Origin of the sequence: Nocardia sp. NPDC005746 (assembly GCF_040630785.1) — a bacterium.
Lineage (GTDB): Bacteria > Actinomycetota > Actinomycetes > Mycobacteriales > Mycobacteriaceae > Nocardia.
In genome coordinates, this window is the sequence record NZ_JBEXYE010000004.1 from 285757 (window position 1) to 307758 (window position 22002).

Below are 22002 nucleotides of genomic sequence, written 5' to 3' on the forward strand. Positions count from 1 at the left end.
CGTTCTTTTGTCTCTTCTTCTCTTCTCCAGGCGTCCTTATCTTTTGGTCTCTTTTATCTTTGGTCGCTCATATCTTTTGGTCTTCTGTTCTCAGATCTCGACCATCTGATAGTCGGCCACATGGCTGCCGAGGTACCGCAGGTGGTCGGTGGAGTCCCCCAGCGTGTGTTCGATGGCGTTCAACCGCGCGGTGTAGTGCCCAACCGGATACTCGTCGGTCATACCGATCCCGCCGTGCATTTGAATCGCTTCCTGCCCGATGTGTTTGGCGGACCGACCGATTCGCAACTTGGCACGGGAGACAACCATCGGATCGACAACCCCGTCGGCCAGCGACATGGACGCGTACATGCTCATCCCCCGCGCCAGCTCCAGCGACACATACATGTCGGCGGCGCGCTGGGTCAGCGTCTGGAAGGTACGCAGCGGCACACCGAACTGCTTGCGGGTCTTCAGGTACTCGGCCGTCAGCCGCAGCGACTCTTCCATCGCCCCGATCGCTTCGGCACACGACGCGGCCTGGGCGGCGGCGATGGCGGCACCGATGACGTCGGAGGCATCGGCCACGTCGGCGAGCGGTTCCGCGGCAGCTCCGTCGAATTCGATGTCCGCACCGTGCCGCCCGTCGTGCGTCGTGTACGGCCGCAGGCGCACACCCGGATCGGCGGGCTTGACCAGGAACAGCCCCACGCCGTCCTCGTGGGCAGCACTGACGATCAGCACGTCCGCCTGGTCACCGTGAGAAACGGGGTGCTTGCGGCCGGTGATGCGCCACCGGTCGCCATCGGGAACGGCCCGAGTGCCGGTGTCGGTGGCAGGCCAGCGCAGACCTGGCTCACCATGGGCGAAAGCGAGTTTCAGCTGTCCTTCGGCGACGCGAGGCAGCAGATCCTTGCGCTGGACGTCGCTGCCGGCGGCCGAGATGAGCGCACCGGGCAGCAGCGCGCAGTCGAGGATCGGTTCGGTGGCCAAGGCGCGCCCGATCTCGGTCATGACCAGCATGGCTTCGATGGGTCCGGCGCCCATGCCGCCGTCTGCCTCATCGAAGGTCAGTCCGAGCAGCCCGATGTCGGCGAAGGTGGCCCATCGTTCGGTGTCGCGGCCGCGGGCGAGCAGGTCCCGCACGGTGTCGCGCAGCATTTCCTGTTCGGGGGTGAGATCGAAATCCATGGTGCTGCCTCACAGTCCGAGGATCGTCGAGGCGATGATGCCGCGCTGCACCTCGTTGGATCCTCCGTAGATCGATGTCTTGCGATAGTTCAGGTAGGTGGCCGTGCTGCGGCGCGCCCAGTCGGCGTTCGACTCGTCCTCGCGGGCAATCGAATCCGGGCCGGCGATGTCGACCAGGAGTTCGGTGACGGCCTGCTGGAGCTCGGTGCCGCGCAGTTTGAGGATCGACGACACCGGGTTGGGCTTGCCGTCGTCGGATCCGGCGGCGACCCGTAGTTGCACGAGCTCCAGTGCCAGCAGCTCGTTTTCGAGTTCGGCGAGGCGGGTCGCGAACAGCGGATCGTCGAGCAGGGTGCGGTCGCCGAGGCGGGTCTGCTTGGCGTGTTCCTTGGCGAGCCACAGCCGTACCTTGGTCTGGCCGACGGCGGCGATGCCGGTGCGTTCGTTGCCGAGCAGGAATTTGGCGTAGGTCCAGCCCTGATTCTCCGCGCCGACGAGCTGGTCGGCGGGCACCCGGACGTTCTCCAGGAATACCTCGTTGACCTCGTGGCCGCCGTCGATGAGCTTGATCGGCCGCACGGTCACGCCCGGGGTGTCGAGCGGGAACAGGAACATGGAGATGCCCGCCTGCTTCTTGGGGGCGTCGGGATCGGTGCGGGCCAGGCAGAAGATCCAGTCGGCGAACTGCGCGCTGGTGGTCCAGGTCTTCTGGCCGTTGATCACATAGCTGTCGCCGTCGCGGACGGCGACGGTGCGCAGGGAGGCGAGGTCGGAACCGGCTTCGGGTTCGGAAAAGCCCTGGCACCACCAGATATCGAGGTTGGCGGTGGCGGGCAGGAATCGCGCCTTGAGTTCCTCGGAGCCGAAGTGCGCGATGACCGGCCCGATCATATTGGTGTTGAAGGTGAGCGGTTCCGGCACCGAGGCGAGCTGCATCTCCTCATGCCACAGGTGCCGCTGGATCGGGGTCCAGTCCTTGCCGCCCCAGGCCACCGGCCAGTTCGGGGTGGCGAGCCCGTGCGCGTTGAGGATGCGCTGGGTGGTGACCAGGTCGTCCTTGGACAGTTCCTGTCCGTGCCGATGCCGGTTGCGGATGTCGGCCGGGATTTCGCTCCGAAAGAACGCGCGCAGCTCGTCGCGGAAGGCGAGCTCGTCGTCGGTGAGCGCTAATTGCATGCGTTGACCTCCAGTTTCGTGGTTACCCACGCCATCGGCAGAAATGATACACAGACTTATCTGTGTCTCAAATAGGGTCGTATACTCGACGGTCGACCGGCCCCCTCGAAAGGAGCACCCTTGTCCGACCACGACCTCGGTGTCGGCGAACTCATCGCGCGCCGGCACCGCGAGGACAGCGCCCCCGGTCGCCGCACGGATCGCCATCGTCTCGCCCTCGTCATCGAGGGCGGCTCCTCGCGTGGGGCCTACTCGCACGGAATGGCCATGGCCATCGAGGAATTGGGTGTGCTGTCCTGCTTCGACGCGGTGTACGGGGCTTCGGCGGGCGCGTTGAACGCGGCCTGGCTCCTGTGCGGGCGGGCGGTGGATTCGCGGCGGGCCTGGAATCCCGAGGTGATCAACCGCGTCATCAGTCCGGCGCGAGCGCTGCGCGGCGGCAAGGTGGTGGACACCGACTACCTGGTGCACACCGTGTACGAGCGGATCGTGCCCATGGATTTCCCGGCGATCCTGGCCAATGCCATCACCTTCCACCCGATCGCCACCGACGCCGATACCGGCGCGGCCGTCGACCTGCACCCGGAGCTGAGCGATGTGCGCTCGGTCCAGACGGCGCTGCGGGCCTCGACCTGCCTGCCGATCCTGGCGGGGCGGCCGGTGCGGATCGGGGCGCGGCGGTTCGTGGACGCGGGGCTGTCGGAATCCGTGCCGGTGCGAACGGCGTTGGCGCAGGGCGCTACCCGGGTGCTGGTGCTGCGCACGCGCCGGGACGACGAGGCCGTGCGGCCCCCGTCGACGGTGGAGTCTCGGGTGGTGGCGCGCTTCCTGTCACGGCACGCGCCCGGGACCGTCGGGCCCTGGCTCACGCGGGTCGAGCGACATCACAGCGACGAGCGCGATTTCGCCTCCGACCCGGCCGTGCTGCAGATCCGCCCGCCGCGCGACGCACCCGACATCGGCCGCATCGATCGTGACCCCGAGGTGCTGCGGACGGCCCTCATCCTGGGACGCGCGGCGACCGCGCGCACGCTGTCGGAGTTCCTGGCTCCTAAGCTGTCCGCGTGACACGAGCGGAGGGAACGAGAGCGCCGGGCCGACCGGCGTCGGCGAGTCGGGACGATGTGCTCGAGGCGTCCATCGCCGTGTTCCTGGAGGGAAAGCGGCTGGACGTCAATGCCATTGCCGCGCAGCTCGGGGTGGGGCGGGCGAGCATCTACCGCTGGTTCGGCTCCCGCGACGGCCTGCTCGGCGCGGCCGTGGCGCGGCAGCTGGAGAAGGTGGTGGCCCTGGCCGACCGCCGCACCCGCGGCACCGGCGGGAAGCGGCTCGCGGCGGTGCTGGACCGGACCATCGATCTGCTGGTCGCCAATGACGCGCTGCGCGCCTACTTCGACAACGAGTCCACCGCCGCCCTGCGCCTGATCACGCGCGGTGACGGGACCGTGCACCAGACGGCGGTGAGCATCGTCGAGCGGCACATCGAACGCGCGCAATCGGAGGGCTACCAGCCGCCGATCGAACCGGACACCCTCGCCTACGCCCTGGTCCGGCTGTGGGAGGCGTTCCTCTACAACGATGCCGTGGCCGGTTTTCGCGGTGACGTGGACCGCCTGCGCAAGGTCCAGAACGCGCTGCTGCGAACCTGATTCAGCGGTTCGTGATCAGCGGGACGAGCTGTTCGGCCGAGGTGCGGGCACCGTGGTGGCCCAGCAGTGCGGATTCCAGGGGTTCGAGAGCGGGGCGGATCAGTGCGGTCCGGTTCTCGGCCACCGCGATGAGATCGCCGATGCGGTGGGCGATCACGGGGGTCGGCGGGGTCGGCCCGAACCAGTGCTCGTCGAGGGCTTGTTCGCGGGAGACGACGGTGGCGTGCGGCGCTAGTTCCCCGGTCCAGGCCGCGCGGACATCGGCGAGGGCGGCGGGGTGTTCGAGATAGACGTGACGCACCCGCGCCTCGCCGCCGATCAGGCGGACGCCCCGGTGCAGGACGGGTAGCGCGTCGAGGTCGATGGCATTGTCCACGTGGATCATTCCGTGGTCGCCGGTGATCAGCAGTGTGCAGCTGGACGGCAGGTCCGCGAGCAGGTCGGCCACCGCGGCGTCGATCTCGGCGAGCACCGCCAGCCATTGCGGAGACTCGGGGCCGTACAGGTGCCCGTTGGCGTCGAGGTCGGCGAAATAGGCGTACGCGAACCGCGACGCCGTCCCGGAATGCTGTGCGACAGCGAGGATTCCGGCACGCAGATCGTCGAGGTTCGAGGCCGGATGCAGGGTGCCCGGGGCGCGGAAGGCGGCGCGGGTCAGCCCCGAGGCGCGCTGGTAGCCAGGGATCACGTAGTGCGGTTCGATCCCGTGGGCGGCCAGGTCCTCGAGGCGACTGGCCTGCGGCTGCACCGATTCCGGCGGGTAGGCCTCGACGGCGGTGTCGCCGGTGGCGCTGTCGAGGGTCCAGCGCAGCGAGTTCAGCAGCCGCACCCCGTCGCCGTCTGGCAGTGCGAAGCTGTAGCCGATGATGCCGTGGGTGGCGCAGGGCGCGCCGAGCGCGAGGCTGGTCAGGCTGGTCGATGTGGTGGCCGGAAAGCCCGCGGTGAGCGTGGTGCGGACGTGGGCGGCGAGGGTGGGCGCGAGGTCGCGGTGGCGGCCCAGCAGTTCCGCGCCGAGGCCGTCGATGAGCAGGACCACGACGTCCCGATTGGGCGCGATGGCCAGGGGATTGGGCTGACCGAGTCCGAAGGAGGCGGCGACGGAGGGCAGGATGTCGGCGAGCGTGTGCGGACTGGACCCCGCGGGTGTACCGGGCATGGACCGACTCTATTGATTGGGCGGCCACCGTTCGGGTCGCTCGCCCGGAAAGCACGAAAGCCGCGTGTTCAGAATCCCGGCGGCGGGGGCAGGCGGCGTTCGCGCGGGACGAGCAGGAGCAGCAGCGACAGCAGCAGTCCCCCGGCGACGAGGTAGAGCCCCCAGGTGCCGGAGAGCAGGTGCCGGTAGTCGGTGCGGAGTTCGTGGTCGAAGCGCTGATCGAGCCGCCAGCCCAGGACGCCGAGTCCGGCCAGTCCGGCCAGCACGCCGAGCCAGCCCACGATGCGGGACCCGGTCAGCGCGGCCACCAGCACGACCGCCGCGGCCCCGAGTAGCCCGATGGCCAGTGAGGTGACGAAGCTCCCCGACTGCGCCCCGATCTGACCCATGGTCCGACCCTGCTCGAAGCCGTTACGCAGGTCGGTGAACTGAACATTCCGCGCGTCGACCGTGCCGACCAGCGGACCGAAGACCCCGACCGCCACCGCGATGGCGGCGGCGAACAGCAGTAAGTGAACGAAAGTGCGCATACTCCACGGTATTGCGCGGACGGTCCCCCGGCACGCGATCGAACCTTACGGTCCGAAACACACCGGAGGACCGGCGGATGAATCAGGCGCGACGATCCACCGCGGCCCACGCGGCCACGGCGACCACACTCGACACCACCGCCACCGACGGCCACGCGCCGATCTTCTTGGCCAGCGGGTGCGAGGCGCCCATCGCGCCGATGGCGAGCCCGGTCAGCGCGGCCGCGCCGCCGGTGCCGACGGTCTTACGCCACCGCGGGAACGCGGCCGCCGTGCCCGCCGCGAACACCGCACCGCCGAGCTGCCGCTTCTTGGTGGCCTGGGCGAGCGCGAAGCCGCCGGTGAGTCCACCGGCCGCGAGCAGCGACGTCGGTACCGCGGGAATCCCAGCCATTTCACTACCTCCAACACATGCGAACGAACGATCATCCTCGACGGTAACCGGAGCCGATTCCACCGTTTCTTCGGGTCGGCGTTCGCCCCTCAGTCGCGCTCCGGGTCGGCGAGCAGCGAGCGGTTCAACTGGTCCTCACTGATCGGCGGAACCGGCAGCGGGTGAGCGGCTTCCGCCCGCAGACCGTCCAGGATCAGCGCCAGATTGCGACGCCACGCGTCGGGGGCGATGCCCGCGGTCTGCTCCACCACCCGCGTGTGCGACCAGGTGATGAACGCGATGTCCTCGAGCACCCAGTCCGCCCGCAGCACCCCGGCATCCTGTGCGCGCGTGATGATCTCACGCATGACGGCGTGGCCCCGATCGCGCTGGGCGGCGATCTCCGGACTGGGCGCGGCGCGCAATGCGAGCTCGTTGAGCAGGCGGTCGTGAGCCTGCAGCTCACAGATCTTCTCGACCAGGTACACGAACGAATCCCACGGATCATCCATGGCCAGAGCGGATTCCGCGATGCGGCCGCCCGCCTCGATGCGGTCCTCGACCGCGGCCGCGATCAGATCGTCGCGTGCCGGGAAGCGGTTGTAGAGGGTTCCGATGGCCACGCCGGCGCGGGCGGCGATCTCCTTGAGGGGCGCGTCGAGCCCACGTTCGGCGAAAACCTCACGCGCCGCGGTCACCAGCGCGTCGCGATTGCGGCGGGCGTCGAGGCGGAGCGGTTTCTGGGCGGGCATCCGCCGATCCTACAAATCCGGGTCACGATTTATGTTGAGCATATGTTCAACTTAATGCTAGCGTCGGCGAGGTAACTTGAACCATTGCTCAACTTATTTGGGAGCGAGCATGAGCAAGACCATCGCGATCTTCGGTTTCGGCCCCGGCCTCGGCATGGGCGTCGCGCGGCGTTTCGGGCGGGAGGGGTTCCGTGTGGCCGTGATCGGCCGCAATCCCGACAAGGCCGATCGGCATGTGGCCGACCTGAAAGCCGAGGGCATCGAGGCCCAGGCCTTCCCCGCCGACGTCACCGCCGCGGACCAGCTCGACGAGGCCATCGCGACCATTCGGCGGACCTTCGGCGACATCGATGTCGCACTGCACGGCGCGGCCGCCGGGATGACCGACCGCGCACCCTCCACCCGCGCCGTGGACCTCGCGGCCCTGCGCGTTCCGATGACCCTGAAGCTGCACTCCCCCATCCTGATGACCTGCGCCCTGCTGCCCGCGATGCTCGAGCGGAGCTCCGGCACCCTGCTGTTCTCCTCGGGCGCACCCGCGCAGGGCGTGCTGCCCTATCTGGCCAATTTCGGCGTGGCCCTGGCTGCGCAGCGCGCCTACGTGCTGCAGCTGGCGGAGGAATTGCACGGCACCGGTGTGCACGTCGGGCTGATGAACATCGGCGTGCTGATCGGCGGCAGCGAGGCGGAGCGCATGGTCGACGAGCACCCCGAGGTGGTGCCGCCGGGAGTCAGCATCCCGCGCATGACCAACAGCGAACTGGGCGACCACTATTGGGACCTGTATACGAGCCGGGATCGAACCGAGGTGGAGATCGGCTTCTGATCCGACGCCCCCGACCGGTCAGCGGATGCCCGGGGTCGCGGGGTCGGCCCCGGTGCAGCCGAGGATGAAGCAGCCGGGCGGCCAGTCACCGAACGGCGGATACAGCGGTTTACCCAGGCATTCCAGCAGGCCGCAGCCCGGGTAGGCCATCGGGCCGAGGCCCAGGGCGGCCAGGGTGGCGTCCGGGTTCATGAACATGGGGTCGGTGATGCTGGCGTCCGGGCGCGGCACGTAGGGCCCCGGATCGGGCAGGACGGGGGTGCGGAAGGCCTGGGTGAGACCGCGCAGGACGTCGTGCGGAAAGCTCACCGCCCCACCGGGAACCGTGACACCGGTCCAGCTGACCAGTAATCCGAGGCTGGGCACGATGAAGTTGTCCTGGCGCATCATCCCCGCCATCTGGAGAGCGTCCTTCGGCAGGCCGGGAAACAGGTCCTCGCAGTCCGGGCCGTTGACGGTGATAAGGAACCCGTAGCACGGGTTGACGCCGGCGGGCGTGGTCGCCTCGGCCAGATAGGCGGTCGAGATCACCTGCCGGCCATGCCAATTACCGCGATTCACCAGCAGCAGGCCGAGTTTGGCGTAATCGTCGGGCGGGAGCACCAAGTGGGCGTGGCCGTAGGTGTTGCCACTGCGGTCACGCGCCCACAGATAGTCCGATTGCCGGATGCCCAATGGGTCGAACAGGTTTCGCTGCGCATAGGCCTGGAAGTCCTCGTCCACCGCGCGCTGGATCACGTACACGAGCAGGTCGACGGCGCGCTGACTGTACTGCCAGGTCTCCCCCTGCGGATGCAGGATCGGCATGGCGAGCGCCTGTGCGACCACGTTCGGATCCAGCCGGGCCACGCCGGTGATGCCCTCGGAGGCGATGGCGATCTCCATGCCGGAGGTCTCGGTCAGCAGGCTGCGCACGGTGATCGCGCGATGCTCGGCGTCACCGAGCCCGGCGGGCAGGTAGTCGCCGATCGGATCGTCCACGCGCAGGGCGCCCGCGTCGACCGCGATCCCCGCCACCATGGACACCACGCTCTTGGTGCCGCTCCACAGGTTCCACGGGATACCGCCCGCCCGTTGATTGGTGGGTCCGGCCACGATCAGGCAGTTGTTTCGGAAGACCTGCACGGTGAAGCGCGTCGGGTCTGAGGCGAAGTCCACCGCGCGCCGCAGCGCCTCCGAATCCAGGCCCACCTCTTCGGCGGTAGCGGTTTCGGGCTGCCTGCCGTCGCTGACTGCGCAGTGCCGCAAGCCGTCCGGCTCCGCCGCGGCGACAGGCGCCGCGAACGACGTCAGGGCAGCGGCCATCGCTACAGCCAGGATGCCTGTCAGAAACCGCGCCACTCGATCCTCCGCACTCCGATGAATCCGTATGGCTCATCGGAGAATCGGCGGACGCGATTAGCTCTGCGCGGCCCATGACTTTCGGGGACGCAGGTTTTCGGGGCAACGGATTCAGCGGGTATCGACGGTGGCGAACGCGGCCCAGATCAGCGGGGAATGCTCGATCGCGCCGGTCTCGCGCCACGCGGCCAGGTGCGTGCGTTGCCAGGCGTTGAGGGCGGCCACCGGGTCGGGAGACTCGTGCGCGGAGTCGATGGCGCACACGGCTTCCTGGAACGGGTGCACGGTTGCGGTGATGCCCGCGAACCGGTGGAAGGCCAGATCGGTGGGCAACGGCCAGCGGCCGGCGGTAACCAGTTCCGCGCCGCCGGTGAGCATGGCAGCCACCAGGCCGAGAGGTTCGGCGAAACGCAGGTCGCCGCCGCTCTCACAAGCGATCAGCGCGACCCGGCTCGGAATCGGCCAGATCTCGGGTCCCGTCCGGGGAACACGTGCGCCGCCAACATCATTGCCCATCTCGTCACGGCCCACGTTCCGAGCGCCATCGCCCGCGTTCACGGCGCCATCGCCAACGCTCCCAGAGTCATCGCCCACGCTCTCGGCGCCATCGCCAGTAGTCCCAGCACCGTCGCCAAGGGTCCCAGCGCCTTCGCCATCGCTCCCGGCACGATTGCCCACGATGCCGGGGCCGTAGCCCAGATCATCGCCGATGTTGCCGGAACTCGGGTCCGCCGCGAGTGCGTGCGTGCCCAGCAGCAGGTCGCGGGCCGAGAGCGGGCGGTGGTCGCGGTAGGCGGGCGCGCAGCCCGGGCTGGCGGCGGTACAGGACAGGTGCAGGGTGGCCGATTCGCTGCGGCCGGATTCGGGGGCGGCGGCGGTGACGTGACCGACGTAGAGCAGGCGGGCGGCGCCCGCGTGCAGGGCGCGGCTGAGCCAGGCGCGATCGAGATCGGTACGGCGGAACGCCTCCACCGGATCGGTTACGGCCGGGGCGAGCCGGCCGTCAGCGGCGTGACCGGCGACCAGCGCGGCCAAAGGCGCTGCTGCGGAGTCCATCCGGCCGAGCACCGATCCGAGCGCGGAGTCGGCGCGGAAACCGGGCACCCGGGGATCCAGCACCGCGACCACCGGCAGGCCGCGGGTTTCCGTCCATGACCGCGCGATCCGGGCGGGCGCGTGCACGATGCCGGTCGGCGCGAGCACACTGACGTCGGCGATATCCAGCAGGCGGACATCCTGGTCGGGGGCGATCAGCTCCCACGGCAATTGCGCGGTGCGCGGCGAAGGCTGGATCCGGATATGCGCGCGAATGCCCTGGACGTAGAGCTCGTGCAGCCGCACGGCCAGATTGTAGGGCAGGAAGACCGATGAGAGGTATTGCGCGAGCGCATCTTCCGACTCCCGCGTCGCGAGTTCACCCGTGGTGAGCGCGGATTCGAGACCACCCGCCACCCCGGGCGCGGGCAGTGCGGCGGCGAACCTGCTCATGGCCGCCTCCACCTGCTCCTCCGGCACCACCCCGACACCGGCGGGCGCGCTGTCATCGGTCCATCGCCAGGTGAGGAAGAGATCTCCCGCGTCCGCCATGCGGACCAGCACGGTGGGCGTCATGCGGGGATCACGCGGTCGGTGCGGACGCGGCGGCCGTAGCGTTGTTCGGCGGCATCGAGCCAGGCGGACAGGGCGATGTGGCCGTCCGGTCGCACCGCGATACGGGGCGGTGGCGTGACGGGCAGTCCCGCGCCCGCGGCCACCGCGGCGAGGGCGGTGCCGAGTTGCAGTGCGTCCTGGACCGCGGCCGCCGAGTCCGAGGGCGGATCGAAGGGTTCGAACAGGTCCAGCGGTGCGGGCGGGTCCACGGCGAGCCGGTCGATGTCCAGGATTGTTCCCGCGCACTGATTTTCGATGAGGTCGGCTACCAGCCGGGCGTCCCCGGCCAGGTAGGCGTACCGGAAGGCGAGCCGCAGGGCGGGATTCACGATGCGGCGGTTCCAGGAGTCGCGTTGGGTGCCGTCGGGGAGCTCGTAACGGATGGCGTCCAAGGCCAGCGCCGCCGGGACCGCTAGATCCACCGCTCGCGCCAGCAGGCCGGGCACGTGCGCGACGAGCGGTTCCAGGAGTCCGGCGTGCCAGTAGTCGAGCTGGGCGCAGTGCAGCCCGAGGCCGCGAGCGGCGTAGGTTCCGCGCGCCGCCGCCAGCTCGGACTCACCGTCCTCGTACCTTCCTGCCGCGAAAGCGTTGGTGGCCAATCGAAGTCGTACGTCTGCTGCGTCGACCACGGCCTGAGACTCCTCGAACCGGTGCAGCGCCGCTCGGTACTGTTCGTCCGCCGCCCCCGTCCGCCCGCGCCGCTCGGCGATGAACCCCATGACCTTGAGACCGATACCCGCGCGATGCGCCATACCAGCCGCCTCGAAATACTCCTGGGAGGCGGCCAGCAGCGGTTCCGATTCATCGAAAGCGCCTGTGCGCGTGTGCATCAAAGCCAGGTTCTGCTGCGTCTCGGCGACGCCGCCGGGGTCGGCGACGGCTTCGAAGGCGGCCAGCGCCTGCCCCGCGAAATCCTGGGCCAGTTCCCAGCGCCCGGTCTCGAAGTGCGCGGCGGCCAGGTTCATCAGCGGATGCCCGGCCTGCTCCGGCCCGAACCGCCGTGCCGCGTCCAGCGATTCACCGGCCAGCTCCAACGCGCGCCACCACTGCTGCCGATGCAGGGCGATCGCCGTGGCGGACACCAGGCACGCCAGCCGCAGATCGCCCGGCGCGCCCTCGTACCCGAGCACCTCCCGAGCCTGTTCGAGGGCCGCCTGCGCCCCGTCCAGATCCCCGAGGTTCTGCAAGGCCTGTGACAAGCCGATCAGCGCGCCGGGGTACATCCTGGGCGCGTCCTTCCGCATCTGCGCCAGCGCTTCCCGGAACCGTGCTGCCGCCCCGGCGTGATCCCCCAGCCGATCGGTCACCACCGCCACGTCCACCAGTGTGCACAACCGCAGATCCCCGTGCTCGACCTCGACGGCCCGCTCGAATATCCGCAGCCCCTCCAGCAATTCACCGCGCGCCACGGCCTCCGCCCCGGCGCGCAGCAGTGGACTCTCACCCGCGCTCTCGTCGATACCCGTGCTCATGCTCAGAAGTCCGAATCACCTGCGGCGGCGTCTATTTCGGCGAGCAATGGCGCGAATGGACCGTCGTCAGCGACCTGGGTCGACGCCGTCCGGAGCCGTTCGGCAGCGAAGTCGCGAATTCGCTGACGCATCGCACCCTGCGCCGCCGCCTGCGGATCGGCCTCGAGGTCGGGCCCGAAGCCCGGGACTCCGATGGCGATATCCACCGTGGAAGCCGGTGCGGGCAACACGAATTCGCCGATCCAGCTGTCGCGACCCGGACGTAATGCGGTGCGCAGCTCACCACGCCCGGTGTCGATGCGGGCCCACGGCCGCAGATGCTCGGGCACCGCCGCGGGCAGCTCGGGGTGAGCGGCTACGGCAATGGCGACAGTGGTGGCCCCGGCCGCCCGCAGGACCTGCCAGGACACTGCGGATTCGGAGGCGTCGACCAGGCCGGGCGGGCAGAGCCGCCAGTCCCAGCCGCCGGTGCCGCGGGCGAGCACCATGGCGGCGCCGATCCGGTCACCGTCACCGGCCGCGAGCGCGTAATCCGAAGCCCGCAGCAAGGATTCGACAGAATTCCGAACCAGTGGCGGAACCGCGTCGTCCCCATCGAGGAGCGACTCACACTCCTCGGTCAGCAGCGCGATGTCGCGGTCGAGCAGTACCGGGTCGAGGGTGGCGATCCCGTCGAGGGTCGATGCGGGCCACCAGCGGGCCGCCCAGTGCGCATACGCGAGTCTGCGAGCACTCGCCGCGAGCGCCGGAAGCCCGGGGGCCGCCACGGCCTCGGTCAGGCGGTGTCCGTGCGGACCCGCGGAGCCAGGTGAGTCCTCGTGGCCGGCGCCGAGTTCGCGGGCGTGCGGCCGCACCGCGTCCAGCGCCACGGCGACCGGCTCGCCGTACACGGCCCACACCCACTCCTGGGCGGCATCGACATCGTCGATGTTCGCGATAGGGAAGTCTTGTGCGGCAAGGACATTCCAGGTCAGGAGACCGCCGGTCACCTCGAGCACCATGGTTTCCGGGCCGGCGGCGGAGGTGGCCGCCGCGCCGTCGGGGACGACGACACGTACCGCGGCGGGACCGCGGCGGATGGCGACGGTCGAGTTCGTCATCCCGCCCTCGATTCCAGACCCTCTGGCTCGGCGGTGGCGGTGGCGGCCAGGGCCTTCTTCACCCGCATGCGGTGGTCCAGGATGACCGAGCGGGCGACACCGTCGAGAAGGTCCCACAGTTCGTCGGCGGCGTACACCGAGAACTCGCGCACATCGCGTCCGTGCAGCCGCGGCCACAACCTGCGCAGGTAGGGACGCCACGGCACCCGCAGATCGGCGGCGATGGCGCCCAGTGGCCCGTCGACGGCGTCCAGGTGTACCGCCATCCGCCGGGCCTGCAAGACGTAGGCCTCGCGTTGCCAGCGCCCGTTGATCAGCCGCGCGGCCGCGCCACCGGCGGCGGGGTCCCCCGAATCGGTTGCGGCCCCGGGGGCTCCGGGGGTGATGCTGGGCGAGCTGGTCGCCGCACCCCGCGCACCGGCTCGGGCCTGGGGCGGAACCACGCTCCCGCCATTGCTGTTCGGCCCGTGTCCACGGTGGTCGCCGAGGGGCCGCAACGTGACCGCGAGCCTGGCTCCCGCGGCCGCCGCCACCCGCAGCGACTCGTCCAGCAGCGCCCAGGGCGAGCAGGCGCGCGCGATCTCGGCGTCGACGAGGTCCGGAATCGGGGGCAGGTCGGCGCGTTCGCTGGAGGCCTGAAGGACGGTGAAGACCCGCTCGTGAATGGTGCGGTCGAGCGGTAGGCCGAGGGTGGCGGTAGCGGCCGACGCTCCCACCCCGGGCGGTTGCGGCAGCGGGTACAGGGTGAGTCCGAGTTCCTGTGCGGTACTGCCGGTCTCACCGTTCCAGAGCCGAATCCCGGTGTGCGTGCCCACGGACGCCGCGACGGCGTCGTCGAGGTCCGGCTGATCATCGGCATCGTCGAATCGGGTTGCGGCGCAGGCGTCGACGAGTTCACCGAGCAGATCCGCGTGATCGGGGACCTCGGTCAGCGGGCGCCGCCGCCACGCGGTGTCGATCAGCTCGGCCACTTCCCCGGACCGCTCCGGTTCGGACAGGTACTCCCGCAGCGCCTGGGTGGTGCGCCCCGCGGTGACCCCGTGGATCTCGCGCAGCGCCGCTTCGGCGGCGGGCCGGTCCCGCACGGGATCCGGCCGACCCGAGACGGTGGCCAGTTCGAAGCAGCGCTGGAAGTACAGATCCTGCGCATTGCCCTCGGTGATGCGCAGCGCGCGCCGGGTCTGCTTGAGCAGTGTGAACCAGGCGGCGGTGGCGGCGAGGACGTCGGCGGCGGCGTGGACGCGGGCGGCGAGCAGCACCGCGCCGTCGGCGGTCAGCATGGCTCCGGCGCAGGACGGGTGCTGGACGGGCCGGATCACCAGGGGATCCAGGATCAGCTTCACGGTGCGCCGGAGGGGCCCGCCGTGGGGTCCGCTCAGGGGTTCGACACCGGCGAGGCGGTGCCAGACCTCATCCAGCACCATGGCCCGCGGTCGTCGCATTCGCCCACGTTATCGCAGTTTCCCCGGCCCGCGCGCCTCGGAAGTTGGGATCGGTAGGCCGGGTGCCGATTCCTACTGTTCTGGCATCGGTTCCACCCCGGAGCCACCATCACGAGAACGAGGAATGACCATGAACACCAAGCCGATCCGCCTCACCACCGCCGTCCTCGCCGCCACCGCCGCGGCCGCGCTGCTGGTGACCGGTTGCAGCTCCGGCGATTCCAAGTCGGGTTCCCCGACCACCGCCGTGACTTCCGCCGCGCCGGGTTCCGCGACTCCGGCCGACGGCGCGTCGTCCGCGTCGGTGGACGGCAAGGCGATCAGCGGCAAGTTCGACACCACCTGCGTGAAGCAGGCGGGCACCCTGGCCCTGGCGCTGGCCGACCAGAGCAACGCCACCTACGGCACCCTCGCCGCCAGCGCCACCATCACCGGCGACAACACCGTGCAGGCGGTCGGCATCACCGGCACCAAGGGCGGCGCGAACGGCCAGCCGTACGCGGTGGGTTTCGGCAACGGCATGCCGGGCGGTTCGGCGAAGGTCACCAAGAGCGGCAACACCTACACGGTGTCCGGTGAGGGCGTCGGCGGCGTGGACCTGTCGAACCCGATGGCGGGCCCGAAGACCGAGAAGTTCGAGATCGTCTTCGCCTGCTCCACCATCGTCGGCTGACCCGGCCCGCCCCGGCCCCACGTTGTCCCCGCTCGTGCCGCCTGGCACGAGCGGGGCCGGCAACCACCACGACTTCGAATCAGGAGAAACACATGAAGAACCAAATCCGTTACAGCGTCCTCGCTCTCGGCGTCCTGGCCATCGGCTACTACCTGTGGCACGGCCTCACCGCCGACGACGTCTTCGGCTGGGTGGGCCCGCAGATGGCCCTGCCGATCATCGCCCTGACCATCATCCCGATCGTCTTCGCCTTCACCGGTGACGGCATCATGTCGGCCTTCACCGGCACCAACAGCTCCCAGTTCCGCGACGGCCTGGTCGGGCTGGGCACCGTCGAGAGCGTCCGCCAGACCGGCGTGTACCTCAACGAGCAGCCGCAGGTGCGCATCGACTTCCGGGTCGAGGGCGCCGACGGCAAGGTGTTCGCCTCGCACGCCAAGCTGATCGTGCCGCTCACCCAGCTGGCCCTGCTGCGGCCGGGCGTGGTGCTGCCGGTCCGCTACCTGCCCGACAACCTGGACAAGGTCGAGGTGGACCTGTCCGGCGACACCTCGGCGGCCCAGGACGCCATGAACGCGGCCATGATTCGCAAGGGTTTCACCACGCCCGCCAAGCTCGATATCGCCCGGCGCGGCACCGCGGCGCAGGCGGTGGTCCGGTCGCTGTCGGTGCCCGGCGAGATCCGTGACGGCTACACCCGCCTGGACCTGGTCCTGGTGGTCACCCGCCCGGACGGCACCACCTTCGAGACCCGCACCGAGAAGTTCCTGCCCCCGACGGCGGTCTCGCTGGTCCAGGTCGGCCGCATCGTGGGCGTCCACTACCTGCCGGAGAACGAACAGGAGGTGGTGCTGTCGCTGCCCGTCAACGCCGCCGGATGATGAACGACCCGATCGAATTCCCCAGAGCCGCAGGCCTTGCCGCCCGCGGCTCTCGTGCTGTGTCAGGAACGTTCGTAGAACCCATCGATCCGTCCGCGCCCGCAGGCCCGCGCGGCGTCGAGCACCCGGTGCGGTGTGGCGGCGTCGAGCGCCCGGCCGCCGGGCAGGGTGATCGGCTCGGCCAGCGCGAACACCTGGAAGACGTAGCGGTGCGGCCCGTGCCCGGGAATCGGCGCGGGCCCCAGGTATCCCCTGCCCCAGCTCGACCGCAGCAGCCGGACACCCTCGGTGTCGGAGCCGGAACCCAGTGCACCCGTGGCCAATTCGTCGATTCCCGGTTCGATCAGCGCGAGCGCGTGCACGAACGGCCCGCCGAACGGCGCGTCCTGGTCCTCGACGACCACCAGCAGCCCGGCATGTCCGGCCGGTAGTCCCGACCAGGCCAGCGCGGGCGAAAGATCCTGCCCTCCGACTCTTCTCATGGTGTGCCGGATGTCCAGCCGCGCCTCGTGCGCGAAGTCCGTGCTCGTCACCTCGAAGACGTCGCCCGCGGCCAGATTCGCCCGGCCCCAGGCCAGCTCCGCGGCCGTCGCGCGCCGATTCCGGAGTATCCTCCCGAGGACCGCCATCGTCTTCTCCTAGCTCGGCCCGTCACGCCCCATTGCCCGGCGATCACAATAGTCCGGAAACGAACTGACGGGTCTTATCTTCTGGTACCTATGAGTCAACGACCAGGTTGCCTAATTGAATTCGAAATGCACTTCTACCAGCGCGGAAGAAGGAGCGATGAGAATCAGGCGATTTACCGCAACCGCCGTGCTCGCAGTCGGAGCAGCGGTGTTGACGGTCGGCACCGCGGTGGCCGACCCGCCCGGACCGCGTTGGGCTGCTGGCAGCCCGCGCCTCCGGCCTGACGGCCGCGGCGGTTCACCCCGGCGTCACCCAGGGGACGCCGGGGTCGCGCCCTGCTCACCGAGTTCGAGCCGGAACCCGGTGGGGGTGGTCGCGGTGTGGGCACGGAAGAACTTGGTGAAGTTGGCCGGGTCGTCGAAGCCGAGGTGACGGGCGCAGTCGGCAGTGGTGGCGGAACTCCGCGCGAGCAAGCGTTTCGCCTCCAGGGTGACGCGCGCGTTCACGTACTGCTTGGCGGTGACCCCGGTGGCGGCTTGCACGGCGCGTGAGAGGGTGCGCGGCGAGTAGCCGAGTTGCGCCGCGTACCAGGACACTTCGCGGGTGTCGGCGTGACAGCGTTCGACCAGGCGCGCGAACCGGCCGAAGAGGTCGGTGGATTCCGGCGGCGCCGGCAGAGCCGCCGACAGCCGCAGGGTGACCGCGCCGAGCAGGTGCCCGAGGATGGCGGCGTCGGGCGGATCGGCGGCGTATTCCCCGGCCAGGTGATCGAAGGCGCTGTCGGTCAGGGCATTCGCGGCCACGATCGGAGGTGTGGACGGCAGCCGTCCGAGCACCGCGGCCGGAACCAGGTCGGAGCGCACCAGCACGAGATCGCCCTTCAGGTCGGCGATGTCGTCCCAGCGGTGCGTCCAGCCGGGATGAATCCAGGCGATGGTGTCGGCGGTGAGCTCGTGTGCCGCGAAGTCGACGGTGAGCCGCCCGCTGCCCGCGGTGCACCGGGCCAGCACGTGGAAATCGCCGCGAATGGTCTCCCGGCCCAGGGCGACGGACATGCCGCGGAGCCGGTCGAAGTCCAGCAGTTCGAGGCCGGTGGGGGCACCGGCCCTCGGCGCGTACCGCGGTGTTCGGCTGGGTTTTCCGCTTTCGACCATGAGCGTTGCCGAATCTACCGGCCGCCGATCCTATTTGATGGCGATCGGGCTGATCGGGGTCCCCACCGCGCCGGGAATTCGCAATGCGGGCGCGCAGAGCAGAAAGTCGTAGACGCCGTCCTCGGCGCAATCATGGGACAGCGCTTCGAGATCCCAGATCTCGCCGAGCGGCATGCCCATGTCCCGCAGCGCGATCATGTGCAGCGGCATCATGACCCCGTCCTCGGGCCGGATCACCTCGACGGCCGGGTTGTCGGCGGCGACGGCCGCGATGTCGTGTTCGTGGAACCACTCCGCGCACCGCCAGCTCAGGCCGGGGCTGCCCGCGAACCATTCGCCGTGCCTGCGGGTTTCGAGGAAGCGGGTCCACCAGCCGGTGCGCACCACCAGGATATCGCCGGGCCGCAGCTCGACATCCTGGGCCTCGGCGACCGCGGCCAGCTCCTGCGGGCTGATGACGGCGGCCGGTTCGAGCCGGTCCACGTTCCGGTGCCGGGCCACGTCCAGCAGGACGCCGCGGCCGACCACGCCGCCGCCCTCGGCGATCCGCTCGATGCCCAGTTTCGTCGCACCGAAGCTGGTGACCGAACCGGCCGGGTACCCGTTGTAGAGCAGTCCGTCGTAGTACACGTGCGAGATGGCGTCCCATTGCGTGGACGATTGCAGCGGCATCATCAGGTAGTCGTCGTTGAAGCGCATCGGGCCGTGCCCGTACAGTCCGGCGACCTGGGCTTCGGTGGGTCCGCCCCAGCCTTCGAGGTAGCCCGCGAGCTCGGCGTCGCCGCCGTCGAGGGACATCAGGTGGATGGGGTTGCGCCGGTAGCCGCTGGAACCCTGCGGGCCGTAGGCGTCGATGGGGATGCCGAGCTGGATGGTGCGCCCTCGCAGCGCCCGGGTGGCGGCGTAGGCGATGCGGTCCGGCGTGAGGTGATTCAGCGCCCCGAGCTGGTCGTCGTCGCCCCAACGGCCCCAGTTCCGCACGCGGTCAGCGGCTTTGCGCCATTCCTCGGTCACCGGGCACCTCCATGTCGATCGGTCGCTCGATATCTACCCGGTGCGGCGGAACCTGTCGAGTGAGAGTCCCGGCCGGTCTGGTTGGATGGGCGCGGTGACCAGTGTTCCCTTCCGCCTCATCGGCGACCTGCGTATGGACCGGGTGATGCCGGCGTGGGCCGAGCAGTATCCGCCGTACGACACGGTGGTCGGCTACTCGGATCTGGGGCACGCGTTCCTGATGAGCACCCGCACCGGCGAGTACGGCATCTTCGATCCGTACAGTCCCGGCGTGAAGGATTACGGCGTCTTCACCGAGGTCACCGATTTCGTCAGCCGGGTCCTGTTCGATCCGAGCGTCGTCACCTATGTGCTGCAGCCGGGTCACGTCGCCGAGATCCGCCGACGCCTCGGCCCGCTCGACGACGGCGAGGTCTACATCGCCACCCCGTACCCGTTCCTCGGCGGTTCCGAGACGCCGGACGCCTATCAGAAGGGCGGCGTCTGGGTGTTCTTCGATCTGGTGGCGCAGGCGCACGAACAGGATTCGTGAGCGAACTCTCCGGCTAGCCGGGCCACACCTGTTCGCCGCGCTGCCAGACCGACCGGGTCAGCGGGACACCGGGGCGGTACGCGAGGTGGATGGCGGACGGGGCGTCGAGCATGTGGAGGTCGGCCGCGGAGTCCGGGCGCAGCACTCCCACCGCGCCGGGCGCCGACAGATCGTGGGCGAGCGCCTCGGCACCGCCCACGGTCGCGGCCCGGATCGCCTCGGCGACAGTCAGATTCATCTGCAGGACGGCGGTGGCCACGCAGTAGGCCATGGAGGTCGTATAGGAACTGCCGGGGTTGGCGTTCGTGGCGAGCGCGATGCGGGCGCCGGCGTCCAGCAGGCGGCGAGCGGGGGCGAGCGGCTGGCGAGTGGAGAGGTCGCAGGCCGGCAGCAGGGTGGCGACGGTGGTGGAATCGGCCAGCGCGTCGATATCGGCGTCGGTCAGGTGGGTGCAGTGGTCGACACTGGCCGCGCCGTGCTCGACGGCCAGCCGGACACCCGGCCCGGGGCCCAGTTGATTGCCGTGGACGCGAAGACCGAGGCCGCGTGCGCGGCCCGCGGTCAGCACCCGGGCCGACTGATCGGCGTCGAAAGCGCCTGTCTCACAGAAGACGTCGGTCCAGCGGACATACGGCGCGACCGCGTCGAGCATGGGTCCGCAGACCAGGTCGAGGTACTCGTCGGCGGACAGTTCGGGCGGGACCACGTGCGCGCCCAGGAACGTGACCTCGTCCGCGATGTCGGCGGCCACCATGGCGCAGCGCTGTTCGTCGGCGACGGTCAGCCCGTAACCGGTCTTGGTCTCCAGGTAGGTGGTGCCCTGCCGCAGGGCTTCGGCCCGCAACCGGCGCAGGTTCGCGGCCAGGGCGGTATCGCTCACCGCTCGGGTGGCGTCGACCGTGGTGCGAATACCGCCCGCGGAGTAAGGAATTCCGCTCATCCGGGCCCCGAATTCGGCCGTGCGATCCCCCGCGAACACCAGGTGGGTGTGGCTGTCCACCCAGCCGGGCAGTACGGCCCGGCCTCCGGCGTCCACGTGACGATCGGCAGCCGGAGCCGACGCGGTGGGGCCGATCCAGCGCACGAGGTCGTACTCCATCACCAGGGCCGCGTCGCGCAGGACGCCGTACTCCGCCGTATTGGTGGTGAGTTCGCCGATGCCGGTGATGACCGTGGTCGCCGGGTTCATCGCCATAGTGCTCCGATCTCGGTGTCGAGGGCCGCGGCGACATCGCCGAGGGTGCCATGGACGCGATCGCGGACCACCCAGCGGCCCGCGACCATGACATCGGTGACGTCGGATGCCGTGGCCGCGAACAGGATTCCGTCCCCGGTCACGCCCGCGGTGCGCGGCGACGCCGTGTCCACGCACACCAGGTCGGCATCGCGGCCGGGGGCGATCACGCCCGGGCCGGTCCACCCCGAGGCCGCGTGTGCGGTGGCGGCGGACAGCAGTTCGCCCGCCCCGAATCGTCCCCGCACGCCGCTGCGGAGCCGTTCGTGCATTTCCAGGGCCCGCGCCTCGAACCAGGGGTCGATGACCGACTGCCCGTCACTGCCGAGTGCCAGCCGCGCCCCGGCGTCGGCCAGCGCCCGGGCGGGCCCGATGCCGTCGCCGAGATCGGCTTCCGTACCGGGGCACAGGCACGCCCAGCACTCCCCGAGGGCGGTGATATCCCCGGGCGTCAGGTGGGTGGCGTGCACGGCGACAGTGCGCGGGCCGAGCGCCCCGGCGGCCGCCAGCAGTTCGGTGGGCGTGCAGCCGTGGACCGCGAGGCATTCCTCGTTCTCCCGCGGCTGCTCGGACAGGTGGACGTGCAGGGGCCGGTCCCCCGAGCCGTGTACCACGGTGGGCAGCTGATCCGCGGGAACGGCCCGCACCGAGTGGATCGCCGCCCCGACCTGAACCAATCCCCGTGCCGGGGAGAAGGATTCGAGCCGCTGCGCCCACGCCTCCGCATCGCCGTCGTCGAACCGCTGCTGCGCTCCGGTCGTCGGCTGACCGAAACCCCCCGCCAGATAACACACGTCGAGCAGCGTCAGCCGGATCCCGGCATCGGTGGCCGCCGCGACCAGCGCGTGCGAGAACTCGTTGGAGTCGGCGTACCGCTGCCCGTGGGCCGCGTGATGCAGGTAGTGGAACTCCGCGACGCTGGTGTAACCCGCGAGCACCATCTCGGCGTACACCGCGCGCGCCAGCCGGTAATACGAGTCCGGTTCCAGGCGTGCGGCGACCGCGTACATGCGGTCCCGCCAGGTCCAGAAGGTGCCCCGACCGGACTGCGCCCGTCCGCGCAGCGCCCGATGGAAGGCGTGTGAGTGCGCGTTGGCGAACCCTGGCACCACCATGCCGGGCAGCCGGGTCCCGCAGGGCTGTTCACCGCTGGCCACCGCCACGATGACGCCCTCGGCGACATCGATGCGCACCCGCTCCGCCACCCCCGACGGCAGCCACGCGTGTTCACACCAGTAGGTGGTCAA

General features: G+C 70.1%; 22 protein-coding genes. 6 read left to right on the plus strand and 16 right to left on the minus strand.

Annotation, left to right across the window (positions count from 1 at the left end; genetic code table 11):
* Window positions 1-90 precede the first annotated feature (90 nt).
* The gene (locus tag ABZ412_RS10105; protein WP_357278668.1) at window positions 91-1170 is read right to left on the minus strand and encodes an acyl-CoA dehydrogenase family protein; all 1080 of its coding nucleotides are present in this window, start codon (window positions 1168-1170) and stop codon (window positions 91-93) included.
* 9 nt (window positions 1171-1179) lie between these two features.
* On the minus strand, window positions 1180-2346 hold the full coding sequence (locus tag ABZ412_RS10110; RefSeq protein ID WP_357278670.1) for an acyl-CoA dehydrogenase family protein: 1167 nt from the start codon (window positions 2344-2346) through the stop codon (window positions 1180-1182).
* 120 nt (window positions 2347-2466) lie between these two features.
* Here ABZ412_RS10110 and ABZ412_RS10115 point away from each other — a divergent pair, with 120 nt between their 5' ends.
* Entirely contained in the window at window positions 2467-3414 is a 948-nt protein-coding gene (locus ABZ412_RS10115) for a patatin family protein (RefSeq protein ID WP_357278672.1), read from the plus strand.
* The gene (locus ABZ412_RS10120) at window positions 3411-3995 is read left to right on the plus strand and encodes a QsdR family transcriptional regulator (protein WP_357278673.1); all 585 of its coding nucleotides are present in this window, start codon (window positions 3411-3413) and stop codon (window positions 3993-3995) included. Before ABZ412_RS10115 ends, ABZ412_RS10120 begins: the two co-directional genes overlap by 4 nt.
* 1 nt (window position 3996) lies before the next feature.
* Here ABZ412_RS10120 and ABZ412_RS10125 read toward each other — a convergent pair whose 3' ends face one another.
* The 4 genes from ABZ412_RS10125 to ABZ412_RS10140 form a co-directional block, all read right to left on the minus strand.
* Window positions 3997-5151: a nucleotide pyrophosphatase/phosphodiesterase family protein gene (locus ABZ412_RS10125; RefSeq protein WP_357278675.1), complete on the minus strand. Its 1155-nt coding sequence runs from the start codon at window positions 5149-5151 to the stop codon at window positions 3997-3999.
* A 68-nt stretch (window positions 5152-5219) separates the two neighbouring features.
* A complete protein-coding gene (locus ABZ412_RS10130; protein ID WP_357278677.1) occupies window positions 5220-5681 on the minus strand; it encodes a hypothetical protein in 462 nt (153 codons plus the stop codon).
* Window positions 5682-5763: 82 nt separating this feature from the next.
* On the minus strand, window positions 5764-6075 hold the full coding sequence (locus ABZ412_RS10135; RefSeq protein ID WP_357086311.1) for a hypothetical protein: 312 nt from the start codon (window positions 6073-6075) through the stop codon (window positions 5764-5766).
* Between the two features lie 89 nt (window positions 6076-6164).
* A complete protein-coding gene (locus ABZ412_RS10140) occupies window positions 6165-6806 on the minus strand; it encodes a helix-turn-helix domain-containing protein (protein WP_357278679.1) in 642 nt (213 codons plus the stop codon).
* 109 nt (window positions 6807-6915) lie between these two features.
* Between ABZ412_RS10140 and ABZ412_RS10145 the strand changes: the two genes are divergently transcribed.
* Window positions 6916-7632, plus strand: a complete 717-nt coding sequence (locus ABZ412_RS10145) for an SDR family oxidoreductase (protein ID WP_357278681.1) — start codon at window positions 6916-6918, stop codon at window positions 7630-7632.
* Between the two features lie 18 nt (window positions 7633-7650).
* Here the strand turns inward: ABZ412_RS10145 and ABZ412_RS10150 are convergent, their stop codons facing one another.
* The 5 genes from ABZ412_RS10150 to ABZ412_RS10170 form a co-directional block, all read right to left on the minus strand.
* Window positions 7651-8937, minus strand: coding sequence for a serine hydrolase (locus ABZ412_RS10150; protein WP_357278683.1), 1287 nt, complete (start codon window positions 8935-8937; stop codon window positions 7651-7653).
* A gap of 147 nt (window positions 8938-9084) precedes the next feature.
* A complete protein-coding gene (locus ABZ412_RS10155; protein WP_357278685.1) occupies window positions 9085-10584 on the minus strand; it encodes a hypothetical protein in 1500 nt (499 codons plus the stop codon).
* A complete protein-coding gene (locus tag ABZ412_RS10160; RefSeq protein ID WP_357278687.1) occupies window positions 10581-12095 on the minus strand; it encodes a tetratricopeptide repeat protein in 1515 nt (504 codons plus the stop codon). The genes ABZ412_RS10155 and ABZ412_RS10160 overlap by 4 nt, the downstream gene beginning before the upstream one ends.
* A 2-nt stretch (window positions 12096-12097) precedes the next feature.
* On the minus strand, window positions 12098-13195 hold the full coding sequence (locus ABZ412_RS10165) for a hypothetical protein (RefSeq protein WP_357278689.1): 1098 nt from the start codon (window positions 13193-13195) through the stop codon (window positions 12098-12100).
* Window positions 13192-14619 (minus strand): hypothetical protein, encoded by a 1428-nt coding sequence (locus tag ABZ412_RS10170; RefSeq protein ID WP_357279032.1) that lies wholly within the window; start codon window positions 14617-14619, stop codon window positions 13192-13194. The genes ABZ412_RS10165 and ABZ412_RS10170 overlap by 4 nt, the downstream gene beginning before the upstream one ends.
* A gap of 148 nt (window positions 14620-14767) precedes the next feature.
* On the opposite strand from ABZ412_RS10170, the gene ABZ412_RS10175 reads away from it, so the two are divergent.
* Both ABZ412_RS10175 and ABZ412_RS10180 read left to right on the plus strand, forming a co-directional pair.
* A complete protein-coding gene (locus ABZ412_RS10175; RefSeq protein WP_357278691.1) occupies window positions 14768-15310 on the plus strand; it encodes a lipoprotein LpqH in 543 nt (180 codons plus the stop codon).
* Between the two features lie 92 nt (window positions 15311-15402).
* A complete protein-coding gene (locus ABZ412_RS10180; protein ID WP_357278693.1) occupies window positions 15403-16191 on the plus strand; it encodes a hypothetical protein in 789 nt (262 codons plus the stop codon).
* Between the two features lie 62 nt (window positions 16192-16253).
* Here the strand turns inward: ABZ412_RS10180 and ABZ412_RS10185 are convergent, their stop codons facing one another.
* The 3 genes from ABZ412_RS10185 to ABZ412_RS10195 form a co-directional block, all read right to left on the minus strand.
* Window positions 16254-16820 (minus strand): YbhB/YbcL family Raf kinase inhibitor-like protein, encoded by a 567-nt coding sequence (locus ABZ412_RS10185; protein ID WP_357278695.1) that lies wholly within the window; start codon window positions 16818-16820, stop codon window positions 16254-16256.
* Window positions 16821-17129: 309 nt separating this feature from the next.
* Window positions 17130-17975, minus strand: coding sequence for an AraC family transcriptional regulator (locus tag ABZ412_RS10190; RefSeq protein WP_357278697.1), 846 nt, complete (start codon window positions 17973-17975; stop codon window positions 17130-17132).
* A gap of 30 nt (window positions 17976-18005) precedes the next feature.
* Window positions 18006-18989, minus strand: coding sequence for a cyclase family protein (locus tag ABZ412_RS10195; protein WP_357278699.1), 984 nt, complete (start codon window positions 18987-18989; stop codon window positions 18006-18008).
* 94 nt (window positions 18990-19083) lie between these two features.
* Here ABZ412_RS10195 and ABZ412_RS10200 point away from each other — a divergent pair, with 94 nt between their 5' ends.
* The gene (locus ABZ412_RS10200) at window positions 19084-19521 is read left to right on the plus strand and encodes a T6SS immunity protein Tdi1 domain-containing protein (protein ID WP_357278701.1); all 438 of its coding nucleotides are present in this window, start codon (window positions 19084-19086) and stop codon (window positions 19519-19521) included.
* Between the two features lie 13 nt (window positions 19522-19534).
* Here ABZ412_RS10200 and hutI read toward each other — a convergent pair whose 3' ends face one another.
* Together hutI and ABZ412_RS10210 are read right to left on the minus strand one after the other, a co-directional pair.
* Window positions 19535-20716: an imidazolonepropionase gene (gene hutI, locus ABZ412_RS10205; protein ID WP_357278703.1), complete on the minus strand. Its 1182-nt coding sequence runs from the start codon at window positions 20714-20716 to the stop codon at window positions 19535-19537.
* On the minus strand, window positions 20707-22002 hold the full coding sequence (locus ABZ412_RS10210; RefSeq protein ID WP_357278705.1) for a formimidoylglutamate deiminase: 1296 nt from the start codon (window positions 22000-22002) through the stop codon (window positions 20707-20709). The genes hutI and ABZ412_RS10210 overlap by 10 nt, the downstream gene beginning before the upstream one ends.

Excerpts from the sequence above, each read along its gene's own strand:
- ABZ412_RS10125 (WP_357278675.1), bottom strand. The coding sequence starts at position 5,151 with ATGCCCGGTACACCCGCGGGGTCCAGTCCGCACACGCTCGCCGACATC.
- ABZ412_RS10190 (WP_357278697.1), bottom strand. The coding sequence starts at position 17,975 with ATGGTCGAAAGCGGAAAACCCAGCCGAACACCGCGGTACGCGCCGAGG.
- ABZ412_RS10145 (WP_357278681.1), top strand. The coding sequence starts at position 6,916 with ATGAGCAAGACCATCGCGATCTTCGGTTTCGGCCCCGGCCTCGGCATG.
- ABZ412_RS10170 (WP_357279032.1), bottom strand. The coding sequence starts at position 14,619 with ATGGTGCTGGATGAGGTCTGGCACCGCCTCGCCGGTGTCGAACCCCTG.
- ABZ412_RS10160 (WP_357278687.1), bottom strand. The coding sequence starts at position 12,095 with ATGAGCACGGGTATCGACGAGAGCGCGGGTGAGAGTCCACTGCTGCGC.
- ABZ412_RS10175 (WP_357278691.1), top strand. The coding sequence starts at position 14,768 with ATGAACACCAAGCCGATCCGCCTCACCACCGCCGTCCTCGCCGCCACC.
- ABZ412_RS10150 (WP_357278683.1), bottom strand. The coding sequence starts at position 8,937 with ATGGCCGCTGCCCTGACGTCGTTCGCGGCGCCTGTCGCCGCGGCGGAG.
- ABZ412_RS10165 (WP_357278689.1), bottom strand. The coding sequence starts at position 13,195 with ATGACGAACTCGACCGTCGCCATCCGCCGCGGTCCCGCCGCGGTACGT.
- ABZ412_RS10110 (WP_357278670.1), bottom strand. The coding sequence starts at position 2,346 with ATGCAATTAGCGCTCACCGACGACGAGCTCGCCTTCCGCGACGAGCTG.
- ABZ412_RS10135 (WP_357086311.1), bottom strand. The coding sequence starts at position 6,075 with ATGGCTGGGATTCCCGCGGTACCGACGTCGCTGCTCGCGGCCGGTGGA.
- ABZ412_RS10180 (WP_357278693.1), top strand. The coding sequence starts at position 15,403 with ATGAAGAACCAAATCCGTTACAGCGTCCTCGCTCTCGGCGTCCTGGCC.
- hutI (WP_357278703.1), bottom strand. The coding sequence starts at position 20,716 with ATGGCGATGAACCCGGCGACCACGGTCATCACCGGCATCGGCGAACTC.
- ABZ412_RS10155 (WP_357278685.1), bottom strand. The coding sequence starts at position 10,584 with ATGACGCCCACCGTGCTGGTCCGCATGGCGGACGCGGGAGATCTCTTC.
- ABZ412_RS10140 (WP_357278679.1), bottom strand. The coding sequence starts at position 6,806 with ATGCCCGCCCAGAAACCGCTCCGCCTCGACGCCCGCCGCAATCGCGAC.
- ABZ412_RS10185 (WP_357278695.1), bottom strand. The coding sequence starts at position 16,820 with ATGGCGGTCCTCGGGAGGATACTCCGGAATCGGCGCGCGACGGCCGCG.
- ABZ412_RS10105 (WP_357278668.1), bottom strand. The coding sequence starts at position 1,170 with ATGGATTTCGATCTCACCCCCGAACAGGAAATGCTGCGCGACACCGTG.
- ABZ412_RS10130 (WP_357278677.1), bottom strand. The coding sequence starts at position 5,681 with ATGCGCACTTTCGTTCACTTACTGCTGTTCGCCGCCGCCATCGCGGTG.